We start from the raw sequence: 13,403 nt of genomic DNA, 5'->3' as shown, positions 1-13,403 counted from the left end.
AAATTCATGGTCAGGGAATGAAAATGAACTCTTTGACGTTGAACAGAACGTGGCACAAATCTGACCAGGCCGCCAGTTCGACTTTGGCTCCGCGAGCCGCTCCGTCGTCCCCCGCGTGGGACACGACGCCGCCGGAATCCGCCCGCTGCTCCGTAAGAAATCTCAACGCCCGGTCTCGTTCCTCAGGGGTTGGACGGCGGCTGAAAGCCTCCTCATAAAGGAACGCTATCCTCTCCGTGTCCGCCATCCTCCCTCGCGACAATACATGGGCCGCCCAACCCCGCGCCTGCGCCACGACGAAAGGATCGTTCATGAGAATCAGGGATTGAGCGGGAACGTTCGAAACGGTGCGCAGTCCCACGGTGGTAAACGGCACCGGCGTGTCAAAGGCTCGCATCATCGGCGAAACAAAATTCCGGCGCACCTCCACATAGACACTGCGCCTTCCGCCACCGTCCAACGGCCCGCTGCGGGATGGACGCCCGCGCCCCTCCATGAAATCGGTGAGATGAATCGGAACCGGCGTGCCGTACATGGCCCGGTCCAGCCGCCGGGAAAGCGTCAGCATGCTGTCTCGAATGGCCTCGCCTTGAAGCCGTTTGATCGGCATGCGATGCCAGGTCAGGTTCATGGGATCCTTCGCCTCGGTCGCCACGTCGTGCGTGGCGCTCGATCTTCGGTAGGCCTCCGAAAGCGCCATCAGGCGCAGGAGCTGTTTGATCGATCCTCCTCCTTCAGTCCGGAACCAGTCCGCCAGCCAATCCAGCAATTCAGGGTGAGACGGCGGCTGGCCGAGCACCCCAAAATCGTCCGGGGTCGGCACGATGCCGCGGCCGAAGAGTTGCAGCCAAACGCGATTCACCAGGACCCGCGTGAAGAGCGGATTCGCGGGATCCGTCATGTGGCGCGCCAGATCGAGCCTGCCGCTGCCTTCGCGCATGGGAGGCTTGGCGGTTCCGCCCAAGGCCTCGAGAAACCGACGGGAAACGAGTTCGCCGGGTGTCTTCGGATTCCCGCGCACGAACACTTTTTCGTCCAAGCCCGTCCCTTCCACCAAAGCGCTGGACCGGCGCGGTTCCACCAGGTTGTTCTCGAGGCGAACCCATTCGGCCAAGTCCGCACTCGCCCGGGCGGGCAAAGCTCCCGGCTCAAAGTTCAAAATCCCCCGATCCAAAGCGACGGCCAGAGAGCGGAGTTCGTCCGGCACAACTTCAGCCCGGGATCCCCACTTCCGCGCGATGGAAATCAGACGGGTGCGAAGCGCCTCCGGTTCCAGCGAAGATTCCGGACTGGTGGACGGCGGCGGGCTGGACTCGTTCGAGAAAACGATGCGATGGACGGCGAACCAGCCTTCAGGACTCAGGCGCTCGCGCTGGACATCATCGGCGAGGTCCGGCGTGGTGAGGTCGCAAAACTCAAGATACCCTTGCAGCCCCTTCCACATGCCCACGTTCATCGTGATCCAATGCGCGGACTCGGAGGCGATGGGCCTGCGCAGCGCTCCGTAAATGGGATCACGGATCATGGTGAAATTGTGGACGGGCAAGCTCACTCGCGTGCCTCTCCCCGCCGCGAGGATATGAACGTACGGATGACTGAGCTCGAACGTGGGGGAACGCAGCACGCCCTGAAGCCGCCGTCCTCGAACGCCGCTATGAATCTGGGGTTTGGAAACCAGGGAGGCGATCGGTCGATTGCTCGATCCGGGAACAAAATCGCCAGGCTTGGCCAATCCCGCCGCCAGGGCTTCACCTTCGGGGAACCAACCCGGGGCCGAAGCCGTTCCGAAATCGACGAAGAGTCGATCGCTTGGACGAAGCGACCCGGGAGCGTGAACGGGATCCCCCGCCCCAGCCAGGGCCACGAGGTTGGACACATGAAGCGAGCCTAGCTTCTCCACCCAAGCCTGGGCGACACTCGCCCGCAAGGAGGACTTCGCGGCAGCAGCCTTCTCAATCGCACCGCCATTGAGATCCGCCGGATCGATCGACGCTTGCGAATAGCGCGAACTGCCCAAGATGCCGAACAAGGCGTAATAATCCCGGGTGCTGATGGCGTCGAATTTGTGGTCGTGACAGCGCGCGCACGCCACTGTGACCCCCAAAAAGGATTTCGTGAGAACGTCGATTTGGTTGTCCACCACTTCGGCCTGGTGGACGCGGATGTCCACCGGGGAATGCTCCCGTTGACCGAGCCAATAAATCGAAGTGCCCAGAATCGATTCGTTGAAATGTTCCGCCGCATTCCATCTCGGCGGCGAAATCAGATCCCCGGCGACGTGCTCGGTGACCAATTGAGCGTAGGGAAGATCCTGATTGAACGAGCGCACGAGGTAATCGCGGTAGCGCCAGGCGTTGTATTGCGGATAATCGAACTCATGCCCAAGGGTTTCGGAATAGCGGGCCAAGTCGAGCCAGTGCCGCGCCCACCTCTCCCCAAAGTGCGGCGAAGCGAGCAGACGATCCACCTGCTTTTCCCACGCATTCGGCGAAGCATCGGCCTGAAAGGCCTCCAGTTCCTGGCGCGTGGGCGGCATCCCGATGAGATCGAATGAGAGCCGCCGCAACAGGACCGCCTTGTCGGCGAGCGGAGCGGCTTTCAACCCGAGCTCCCGATGACGCACGGCAATCCATGCATCGATTCCCGAAAGAAAGGAACCCGGAGCCATGCCTTGAGGCAGGCGTCGCGGTGCCACCGGCTGCCAGGCCCAATGTTTGAGGCGTCGCTCCTCGAGATCGAACTTCTCCCCCTTGGCCGAAGACGCCACCGCCTCCCGGGGCCAGGGCGCTCCCATGGCGACCCAGTCGGAAACATCCTTGATCACAGCGTCTGGCAGCCGGCTCTTGGGAGGCATCTTCAGATCGGTGTCCTCGTAACGAATCGCTTTGAGAAGCAGGCTCGTGGCAGCGGATCCGGGCACGAAGGCCGGACCGGTGTCCCCGCCTTTAAGCAAACCGTCCCTGGAATCGAGCCGGAGCCCCCCCTTGAGCTTCTCCGCACCGGCGCTGTGACACGAGTAGCAGCGCTCGCTCAGCACCGGGCGGATTTTCTTTTCAAAAAATTCGATCTGATCCGGGGAAACGGAAGTTTCACCCAAGGCGCGCCCCCAGCACATCAGCAGGGCCACAACCCAAAGGCGCGAGCCCAGAAAGCCCTGTCTGCCGTGGCGCGGGTTCCATAACCGGCGAAGGGACGTTGGGAACGGGGCTCGTCGGGAGAAAAAAGCGTCCTCGGATGCGACCCGCGTCGCCGAGGGGCCGTCGGCGAATTCGCAGGCTCGACGGTCTGCATGACTCGGCCGCCCACTTCGGATTTCGCCATTCACCTTGCAACTCATCGTTCAGAGCTTCAATTCACCAACCGGGTTGTGACAACTTAAAGTATTGCGGCGAGAGCAACGGACCACGCGGAACCTCATCGCATCGGGTCACCCGCCAGCGGCGAGCCGTTTGAGGTCAGGATCTGAAAATGATGAATCCCGTGGGGCGCGGAGTCGGTGTACGTCCACACAACCTTCTTGGCAGGCGTGACTTCCAAGAGTTTCGTGAGATGGGCGCCGTGGCCGTAGCTCGTGATCACGGTGTTGCCGTTCGGGAGCCGCTGTGCGCCGCAGGCATCCTTGATATGCTTTTCCGGCAGATCGTCATTGGAGAGCTGCCAGACCGTTTTGCCGGCGGCATCCACCTCAAGCGAAACATTGCCGTACGTGCAGTTGATGAGGGTGTGCCCGTTCGGCAAGCGTATCGCGGTGAAAGGCCAGTGCGGGGTTGTCACTTCCCATACGATCTTGCCCGCCGGAGAGTACTCCCGCACCACTTTGTCGAAAAGTTGCGGCACCAGATAATTTCCATTGGCCAGCTTGCGCGCCATTCGGCTCTGCATGTGGTGGTTGGTCAGCTGGCATTGAATCGGCACTTCCAGCGCGATCCTGCCCTCGCGATCGAGCTCCAGGATGCGAGGTTTCGGACCGGCTTCCGTGGCGAGAACGCGTCCATTCGGAAGGGATTGAACCGTGTTGACTTCGGATTGCGTGCCCTTCCATTCGAACGTGGTGACCCCGTCCCGGGTCACCTCGGCCACACCGCCTCCGGGAAATTCCTTGGATTTGGAAATCGCGAGGAGAATCCGTCCATTCGCCAACACCCATCCGTCCCGGGTATTGTGGGGATAGGACCACTCGACCCGCCCGTCCTCCCCGACGATGCGCGTTTGAGCTCCGGCCGCGAAGAAGCGATGGCTGATTTTAGACTCCGCCGCGCACGCCTGATTCCCGGACCACCCCGCCAGGAGGGCGGCCAGCAGCAGCCTGGTTCCCAGGATCCCGCAACGCGGGAAGAAGGAGGATCTTTGCATGAGGTGGATTATGCCCGGGCCAATGGAAAATTGTCACCCAAGTTTTGGCGAAATCCGAGGGAAGACCAAGGAGGACGGAGTTCACCGACGGACTCGGGATTCCTTAAACTTAAACGGCTATCGTTGCATCCTCCCGACTAACCTGATGCTAAATTTACTCACCGTTCCGCACCCCGGCCCGGCGGAGTTCTTTTGCTTAAAACGGCCGTTGCCCTTCATAGAACTTCGCAAGGTCCAGGCGATTGAGCCATTCCGAATCACTCACCAGATCCATCAAGGATAGGCCTCGTTCTTCGTCGTGTTTTCTCAATGAGCCACGGAACGGGCGATGCCCACGGCGAGGGAATCCCGCCGTCAATCCCAAAGGGATTGTGTCCTCCAGCCCAAGGTTGCGAGGAACGAGCTACCTTGGGTTGACGTTTGGAAATCAATTCAACCGCAACGCGGTTGTGGCTTTACCCCGCCAAACGGGAATAGAATTTCGTCACAACCCCGTTGGGGTTGGTTTCCATGGGCGAACCGTGACCCAAGGTAGCTCGTTCCTCGCAACCTTGGGCTTCGGGACGGAATCCCGTTGGGATTCCTGGCGGGACGAGTTTGAGTTGCGTTTCGTCGGTTGGGACGGGATGAACCTCCCGACTCACTTGATGGTGAAGATTTGCCAAGGCCTGAATGAGAAAGACAGGACGAAGAAAGAGGGGTTCCTCGCTGTTGTCCGTGGACTTGGAGGACGGCCCAGCTCGGAGGACGAAAGACAGACGCCCAACAGACGCCCAGCGATTCATCGCTGGATTGGGGCCAGGCAAAAATGGTGAAGTCCCGGGGAGACGACAGGTATTCCGTTGAATTGAGGTGACCGTTCGGAAGCACTCTTTCTTTCGCACTCGTTCACATTTTGCCCCGGAGCGCAGCTGGGGCGTCCTTCGACCCGCCGTAGCACGTTGAAAAACCTGGAGTCTTCGGATCTGTCCACGCGCGGCGGCTGGTCTCCGACCTAGCCGCGCTCCCCAAAATGAAAATGGCTTTTTCTTGCGTCCCTGCGGGCTGCGAAGCTCTGCTCGCGGCCAGGGCAGTTACCGGGTGATTCCCACTTGCTTCAACATCCAGGCGAGCTCGAAGGCTCGATCCTTGAGGGCGTCGTAACGTCCGCTCGCGCCGCCGTGGCCCGCCGGTTCCATCCTGGTCTTTAAGTGGAACGGATTCGAATCCGTCTTCAGGGTTCTCAGTTTGGCCACGTACTTGGCGGGTTCCCAATACATCACCTGGCTGTCGTTGAAACTCGAAGTCACCAGCATGGCCGGGTAAGCCTGCTTCTTCAGGTTGTCGTAGGGACTGTAAGAAAGCATGTAGTCGAAGGCGGCGCGCTCATTCGGATTTCCCCATTCGAGATACTCCCCCACGGTCAGCGGCAGGCTCGCGTCCATCATGGTGTTCATCACATCGACGAAGGGAACGGCGGAGTGGACGGCGCGAAAAAGTTCCGGACGCTCGTTCACCACCACTCCCATGAGCAAGCCGCCGGCGCTCCCGCCTTCGATGAGCAGCCGGTCGGGCGAGGTCCACTTTTCCCGTGCGAGAAACTCGGCGCAATCGATGAAGTCACTGAAGGTGTTCTTTTTCTTCATGAGCATGCCGTCGTCATGCCATGCTTCGCCCATTTCATCGCCGCCCCGGATGTGCGCGATGGCGAAGGTAACTCCCCGGTCCAACAAACTCAGGCGTTTGCTGTCGAATCCGGCCGACATGCCGTAGCCATAGGAACCGTAGCCATAGAGCCAGAGCGGCGCCCGCCCGTCGCGCTTGAGGTCCTTTCGATGAACCAGGCTGACGGGAACCCTCGTGCCGTCCCTTGCCGTGGCCCAAAGCCGATGCGAAGTGTAGTGCGCGGGATCGAACCCGCCCAGGACTTCCTCGCGTTTGAGGAGCGTGGAGCCGCCCGCAGCCATGTCATAGTCGAAAACACTGGGAGGGGTCACCAAACTCTCGTAACGGTAACGCACCGTTCCCGAGGCGAACTCGGGCGTGCTGGAAAGCGCGGCGCTATAGACGGGCTCGGAAAAACCCACTTCCTTCCATTCGCGAGTGCCGAAGGAGTAGATTCTCAGCCGGTTGAGCGCCGTTTGTTTCTCCTGCACGACCATGAAATCACGAAACATTTCGACTTCATCGAGCATGACCTCGGGCCGGTGCTCGATCACGGTTTTCCATTTCGCCGGGGATGGGTCCTCCAGCGGCGCGGTCACCAGCCGAAAGTTTTTCGCCTCTTTGTTGGTGCGCAAGTAAAGCACGCCTGCGCGGTGTTCGACGTCGTATTTATGGTTCTTCTCCCGCGGCAGCACGATACGGAATCCGCCGCGGGGATTCTTGGATGAAAGGATTCGTTTCTCCCACGTGTCGGTCGATTGAAGGCTGAGCCCGATGAACTGCTTGTCCTTCGTCCGTCCCAAACCGATGGCGAAATGCTCGTCTCTTTCCTCGTGAACTTTGGTCGTTTCTCCGCCGATCTCCAGCCGCCAGAGAGTGTCGGAACGCTTGGTGACCGCATGTTCCGTCACGAAGAAAACCGTGCGTGAATCAGCGGCCCACGCCGCGCTCGTCACCCTCTCCGCCAGCGGACCCCGCACCTCACCCGTCCCAAGGTCCTTGACGTAAAGCTTGTATTGCCGGAACCCCGTGTCATCGGTGGAAAAAAGCAACTGGCGGTCGTCGTCGCTGACCTGACGCAAACCGACCGCGAGGTATTTCCGCCCCTTCGCCAGCTCGTTCTGATCCAAGAGCACCTCTTCCTTGGCGCTTTCGTCGAAGGCTCCGTTGGCCGCCGCAGCCTTGCGGCAATCAATGGGATACTGGAGTCCCTCGACGGTCCGGCGGTAATAATAAAACGCCCCGTCGCGCACCGGAACGCTGAGGTCTGTCTGCCGGATCCGCCCGAGCATTTCTTGATACAGGGCCTCGGTGAAAGGCTTTAGAGCCGCGGTGGCAGCCTCGGTGAAGGCATTCTCGGCTTCAAGATGACGAACGACTTCCGGCGATGGCTTCTCGCGCAGCCAGAAGTAGGGATCGACGAAAACGCGCCCATGCCATGTTTGTTTGAATTCTTTGCGGGCCGCCACAGGCGCCGCGGGCATCGGAGTCGCTGCGATAAGGTTCATCGGTTCCATCAAGAGCCAGGCCAGCAGGAGACCCCAACGGGAGCCCGAAGTCGTGACCCATCCAAGACTCATAGGGCGTTGACGGTTCTCCAACCCCGCCCCCACGTCAAGCCATGGCTCCGCCGCCGCGAGAGCCCCGGTGCATCCCGATGTTGCCGGTGATGCAGGTAGGGCGCGCCCGTCCCGGCGCGCCGCCGGAGCATGATGTTTTGCATCCGGTGGGCGGCGGGCTGGGACAGGCCCGCCCTACCAACAACATCGGGATACACGGCGAGAGCCCGCTGCGGGTCAAAGTGTCCGTCTCGTGGACGTCTTCTCCTGCGGGTCCAATCTTGACCCTCCACGACTTTCCGGTTGGAGTTTCGCCATCCTCGATCAACCCGCCGCCAATCGGTGGTGGTCGTGTTTCACCACGTCGGGTCCTTGTGTGCCGGTCGAACGAGCGTGCGGCAGCGGGGGACCGCAGGTGCTGTTTCGTCCAGGCCTGGGCGGAAGCCCTGGGCCCAGGGTCGATCGTTGAGGGTGCCATGAACAGCGCTTCCATCTATCGCCCATGAACGATCCCCTCTGGATTCTTGTGGCGGGTATGGTCGTGGTGGTGGGCGGAATCCTGGGGTTGCGCTTGCACGCGTTTCCCGCACTGCTGATCGGGGCGCTGGTGGTCGGCGCGTTCACGCCCAGGTCCGCCCTCGAAGCCCATGCGCTTTCCAAGGGTCGGACGTTACAACAAGCCAGGGCTGATGCCAGCATTTCGGTCGGCACCCGGATCGCGAAGGCGTTCGGCGACACCGTCTCCAACATCGGCATCCTGATCGCCATGGCGGCGATCATTGGCAAGTGCCTGCTCGATTCCGGGGCGGCCGATCGTATCGTGCGTTCGGCGCTGCGAGGGCTGGGGGAACGGCGGGCACCGGTCTGCTTCCTCGGCAGCGGTTTCATGCTCGGCATTCCCGTTTTCGCGGACACGGTGTTTTATCTTCTGATTCCGCTGGCCAAGGCGCTGGCCGCCCGCACGGCGCGGAACTACACCTTGCTCATCCTGGCCATTGTCGCCGGCACGACCATGTCGCATTCGCTCGTACCGCCCACGCCTGGGCCGCTGCTGGTGGCCAACTTGCTCAACGTCAACATCGGCCACCTGATGATCGCCGGCATCGTCATCGGCTCGGCCGCTTCCGTGTCGGGTTACGCCTATGCTTGCTGGGCCAATCGACGCTGGCCCATTCCCCTGCGCGAGTCTTCCGAAGTTTCGCTCATTGAACTGCAATTGCAGGCGGACCGCACCGAACAGGAACTGCCGCCGCTCTGGCTCGCCTGGCTGCCCATCCTGCTGCCGCTGGTGTTGATCAGCGGCGACGCGGTGCTGTCGTCCGCGTCGGAGATGGCCAGAGACACGGGTGCCGCGTCGCTCCCGGCGAACTTTATCCGCTGGTTTGGTGACAAGAACCTGGCGTTGATGCTCGCCGCGGCCATCGCGCTGGCCATGTTGGTGCGTTGGAAACGCCCGGGAGCGCCGGACGCTGCCGCCGCCGTGCAGTCCGCGCTGACGAGTGGTGGCATCATCATCCTGGTCACCTCCGCCGGCGGCGCGTTTGGCGGCATGTTGCAACAGTCGGGCCTGGGCGGACGCATCGAGGAACTGTCCGCTGCCTTGAAACTTGGAGCGCTGCCGCTCGCGTTTCTGGTGACGGCCCTGATCCGCACGGCGCAAGGCTCGGCGACGGTGGCGATGATCACCGCGGTGGGCGTGCTCGAAGGATTCGCCAACCCCGCGCAACTCGGGTTTCATCCCGTGTATCTTGCCGCGGCGATCGGTTGCGGTTCAAAACTCGTGCCCTGGATGAACGACAGCGGTTTCTGGATCATCTGCAAGATGAGCGGCTTCACCGAGGCGGAAACCTTCAAAACCTTCTCCGTGACGCTGACCATCATGGGTTGCACGGGATTGCTGGTAACCATGGTGCTGGCAAGAGTGTTTCCTTTCCATTGAACGCCAGCCGTCAGGATTGGTCGGGTGGACAGATTTTCCGCTCGTAGCCCGGAGCCGCTTTTGCGAGCTGTTGCACGATGGGGCATTTCGAGTTGTCTGCCCCTACCCTAAGCACTCGTCCTTGAGGTTGAACGATATCGTCGTCACGCGACGGACCCAACCGGTTCGGAGCCAAGAAGCCGGCTGGCGCTGTGCGGTGCTGGGCACCACGAGATGGACCAGGTTTCGGACTAGACAACGATTCACCGCGGCACAGGGTCTTTCCAAGTCTCCTCATGCGGTTCATGGTCACGATTCCAGCGGCGACGGGCGGAGGCTGAACGTTGCGTCCATTTCGAACGCCTGGCCCATTCGACGTGGCCATCGCAGAACAACCCGTTCACACCTCCGGCATGCTGTGAGCCCAAGACGCTATCATGGTAGTCGTGCAAAAATGGTTTTGAGACTTTACAAAATGTCTGTCCCTTAGGAACTCAGTCCCTTAGAACTTCAGTCGGAATGGGATTCGCTGTCCGAAATGGCCCGGAGTAAGCACTGGGTCGCAGTTTCCTCGTTATTGTGAATGTGCCTTGGAAGCTCCAGGATTGGAGCAACTTATGAACGCTATCCCAAGGCCCGAAAAACCCGTACTAGGGAGCCCCTAACCCGAGGACTCGGACTTCGCGTTCAGTTTATTTGGCACGCTCTGCCTTTGCCATTGACCTACGAGCACGAGTGACTCTCAATTCCTCAATAAACCCATACCATTTGACGGATAACCGTAGAACCATATTGTTACCCATATATGAAAACGACGATTGACCTCGCTGACGACCTTCTCATCAAGGCCAAGACTCTTGCCATTCACCGCAGAACCACCCTCAAAGCCATCATCGAAAGCGCCCTCATCCGCGAAATCCGGCCTGCTGCCGAGTTGGAAAATCCCGACCCGGAGAAATACGAGATTGGGCCTTTTGGCATCCTCCGCATCAAACGCCGCCCCGGTGAGAAAACCACGCTCGAACAAGTCAAAGCGATTCAAGACCAGATTGACGAAGCAGACATGCATCGGGCGCTGCACCCCACCCGGCCATGATCACGCTCCTGGATGCCAGCGTGCTCATTGCCTTGGGAGATGCCGGACATGAATACGAAGCCGCTGCATCGCGCTTTTTTGAAAAAGTGGCCGTCCCAAACGGCTGGGCCACCTGCCCCCTCACAGAGAACGCCTTCCTCCGCATTCTCAGCCAACCCAGCTACCCTCGCACTCTGGGATCTTCGTTGGAAGCGCGTCGCGTTCTCCTTCGCTTGCTGGCGTGTCCCGGCCACCAGTTCTGGCCGGACGATGCCTCTCTCTCGGACACCAGCCTTTTTTCCACGCTCCCGGCTTCCAGGCACCTCACCGACCTCTACCTCCTCGGCCTCGCCGTGAAGCACGGCGGGCGTCTCGCCACTTTCGACGCCTCAATCGACCCCGCCCTCATCCCAGGTGGCCCGGCGGCGTATCACGTCATTCAACCAGGAAACAGCAATTGATCCGCATCGATCGGCTCCTCGTGCTTCGTGATTTCTTTCTCATCCAGGTTTTTGCAAGTCTTCACCACGTTTAACTGCCTTGTTGAGGATGATGCGTTGTCCGCTCGCCAGCCGCGCTCGACAGGCCTATGATGGGCTCCATGTTTCTCGCGCCCGAGTCCCAGCATGCGTTCCGTGAAGATTGTCACCGGCTCCGGTGGATTCTCCTCAGCCTCGCCATGGCCTGCCTCGAGATCAAGGCGGCGGACCCCGCATCCATCCGCTCGCTGAACACCGAACGCGCCGCGCCGGGACCCATGCCGGCGCTGGAAAATGCCGCCCGATCCAGCCTGCCCCCGGGATTTCGACTCCAGGTCTTTGCCGCCGAACCGGACGTGCATCAACCCATCGCCATGGCCCTCGACACGCGCGGGCGCCTTTGGGTGGCCGAGAATTACAGTTACTCGGAGCAACAAGTCGGGTTCCATCCGGACGCGCGGGACCGCATCGTCATCTTCGAGGATGCCGACCAGGACGGGCGCTTCGACCGCCGCACGTTGTTCTGGGACGGGGCCGAGCGACTCACGAGTATCGAGATCGGACTGGGCGGCGTGTGGGCGATTTGCGCTCCGCAGCTCGTTTTCATACCCGATCGCAATCAGGATGATGTTCCCGACGGGGCGCCGGAAATCATGCTGGACGGATTCGACACCCAGTCGGTCCGCCACAACGTCGCCAACGGCTTGCGCTGGGGTCCGGACGGATGGCTCTACGGTCGGCACGGCATTCTTGGAAAATCCATGGTTGGCGCCCCTGGGGCGCCGGAGGCCAGCCGTGTGTCGGTCAATACCGGTATTTGGAGATTTCATCCCATCCGGCGCGTTTTTGAGCGCGTGGCCGTCGGAACCACCAATCCCTGGGGCATGGACTGGGACGCCCGGGGCGAACTGTTCTTCATCAACACCGTGATAGGGCACCTGTGGCACGCGATTCCCGGAGCGCACTACCGGCGCATGTTTGGAGATGACTCGGATCCCCACGTTTATGAGCTGATCGACCAGCACGCCGACCACGTGCATTGGGCCCAGGGAGAAAACTGGACCGACGTCCGCAAACAACTCAGCGACGCCACCATGGCCGCCGGGGGTGGACACGCCCATAGCGGACTCTTGATTTATCAGGGCGGCCAGTGGCCGTCGGAATGGAACGGCAAAGTCCTCACGCTGAATTTCCACGGTCGCAAGATCAACCGGGACCGGTTGGAGAGAACGGGCAGTGGTTTCACGGGACGGCACGAGCCCGACCCGGTTTCCTTTGCCGATCCTTGGTTTCGCGGCATCGATTTGCTCGCGGCGCCCGACGGGAGCGTGTTCATCAGCGATTGGAGCGACGCCGGCGAATGCCACGACCATGACGGGATCCACCGGACCAGCGGAAGAATCTATAAGTTAACCTACGGCCAGCCGGCCAGAGTGCCTGCGCCCCGGGATCTCGATGAACGCGCCTTGATCGGGCTGCTGCAGGGTGCCAACGAAGGCTTGGCTCGCTTGGCCCGGAGGGAGTGGATCAACCGCGCCCATCGCGGCGCCGCGCCGGAATCGAGCCGCACCGCTTTGAAAAGCCTGGCGCTCAACGCGACCGACGAAATCATCCGCCTGCGCGCCGCGTGGACGCTCCACGGGACGGGTTCCCTCGATACTGAGTTATGGAAACGCATGCTGCGGGGCGGCGAGTACGAGCGGGTTTGGGCGTTGATGCTGGGCGAGGATCGCAGCTGCACGGACCCCGGCTTTGCGGAAACTTTTGGACCATTCGTTTCCTCCGAGTTGATTTCGATGGCGGAGACTGAATCCTCCGCGCGAGTGAGGCTTGCGATGGCGAGCCTGCTGCAACGTCCGGCCTTGAAGTCAGCCGCGGGGCTGGCTCGAGCCCTGTTGAAACGAGGCGAGGATGCGAAGGATCATAATCTGCCGCTGATGCTATGGTACGGGGTCAAAGAGCGTGCCGCCACGGATCCTTCGTTCGTGGAGATGATCCTGGAAGCCCGCCTGCCGAAAGTCCAACAACTGGCGGCGCGGCGTTTGGCGGAGGAAATCGATCAGGCGCCGCAGGGGTTGGAACGCTTGTTGGCCGGTGCGCAGAAGGGAATTCCGGATGAAGCCTTGCATGCCATTTTGGGTGGAATCGCCGATGGTTTCGCCGGGCGCTATCGCATCCCCAAACCCGGCGGTTGGGATCGCTGGGCCCAAGCATGGGAAAATCATTCCCTCGAAGCGATCAGGACAAGGGTGAAGGACCTCAACGCGCTTTTTGGGGACGGACGGGCGCTGGCGGAGATTAGGAAAGTCGCCTTGAGTGGCGCCGCGGATTTTCCTCGCCGACGGGCCGCGTTGCGGTCCCTCATCGAAGCACGC

9 protein-coding genes are annotated in these 13,403 nt (G+C 61.1%); 5 read left to right on the top strand and 4 right to left on the bottom strand.

Annotated features, from left to right (window positions below):
* Positions 1 to 10 precede the first annotated feature (10 nt).
* The 3 genes from FJ404_12260 to FJ404_12250 form a co-directional block, all read right to left on the bottom strand.
* Positions 11 to 3,337, bottom strand: coding sequence for a DUF1553 domain-containing protein (locus tag FJ404_12260; protein MBM3823638.1), 3,327 nt, complete (start codon positions 3,335 to 3,337; stop codon positions 11 to 13).
* A gap of 77 nt (positions 3,338 to 3,414) precedes the next feature.
* The gene (locus tag FJ404_12255) at positions 3,415 to 4,302 is read right to left on the bottom strand and encodes a hypothetical protein (GenBank protein ID MBM3823637.1); all 888 of its coding nucleotides are present in this window, start codon (positions 4,300 to 4,302) and stop codon (positions 3,415 to 3,417) included.
* Between the two features lie 1,124 nt (positions 4,303 to 5,426).
* Positions 5,427 to 7,505: a S9 family peptidase gene (locus tag FJ404_12250; protein MBM3823636.1), complete on the bottom strand. Its 2,079-nt coding sequence runs from the start codon at positions 7,503 to 7,505 to the stop codon at positions 5,427 to 5,429.
* A gap of 149 nt (positions 7,506 to 7,654) precedes the next feature.
* Here FJ404_12250 and FJ404_12245 point away from each other — a divergent pair, with 149 nt between their 5' ends.
* Together FJ404_12245 and FJ404_12240 are read left to right on the top strand one after the other, a co-directional pair.
* On the top strand, positions 7,655 to 8,062 hold the full coding sequence (locus FJ404_12245) for a hypothetical protein (protein ID MBM3823635.1): 408 nt from the start codon (positions 7,655 to 7,657) through the stop codon (positions 8,060 to 8,062).
* Positions 8,059 to 9,495: a GntP family permease gene (locus FJ404_12240; protein ID MBM3823634.1), complete on the top strand. Its 1,437-nt coding sequence runs from the start codon at positions 8,059 to 8,061 to the stop codon at positions 9,493 to 9,495. The genes FJ404_12245 and FJ404_12240 overlap by 4 nt, the downstream gene beginning before the upstream one ends.
* Before the next feature lie 242 nt (positions 9,496 to 9,737).
* Here the strand turns inward: FJ404_12240 and FJ404_12235 are convergent, their stop codons facing one another.
* On the bottom strand, positions 9,738 to 9,926 hold the full coding sequence (locus tag FJ404_12235; protein MBM3823633.1) for a hypothetical protein: 189 nt from the start codon (positions 9,924 to 9,926) through the stop codon (positions 9,738 to 9,740).
* 353 nt (positions 9,927 to 10,279) lie between these two features.
* Here FJ404_12235 and FJ404_12230 point away from each other — a divergent pair, with 353 nt between their 5' ends.
* The 3 genes from FJ404_12230 to FJ404_12220 form a co-directional block, all read left to right on the top strand.
* The gene (locus FJ404_12230) at positions 10,280 to 10,570 is read left to right on the top strand and encodes a hypothetical protein (protein ID MBM3823632.1); all 291 of its coding nucleotides are present in this window, start codon (positions 10,280 to 10,282) and stop codon (positions 10,568 to 10,570) included.
* Positions 10,567 to 11,010 carry a PIN domain-containing protein gene (locus FJ404_12225; protein MBM3823631.1) on the top strand — a complete coding sequence of 148 codons (444 nt, stop codon included), beginning with the start codon at positions 10,567 to 10,569 and terminating at the stop codon, positions 11,008 to 11,010. The genes FJ404_12230 and FJ404_12225 overlap by 4 nt, the downstream gene beginning before the upstream one ends.
* Before the next feature lie 128 nt (positions 11,011 to 11,138).
* Positions 11,139 to 13,403 (top strand): dehydrogenase (locus FJ404_12220; protein ID MBM3823630.1); only part of this gene is annotated, 2,265 nt, incomplete at its 3' end.

This window comes from Verrucomicrobiota bacterium (assembly GCA_016871495.1).
Lineage (GTDB): Bacteria > Verrucomicrobiota > Verrucomicrobiia > Limisphaerales > VHDF01 > VHDF01.
This window is presented reverse-complemented; position numbering and strand designations above follow the sequence as displayed.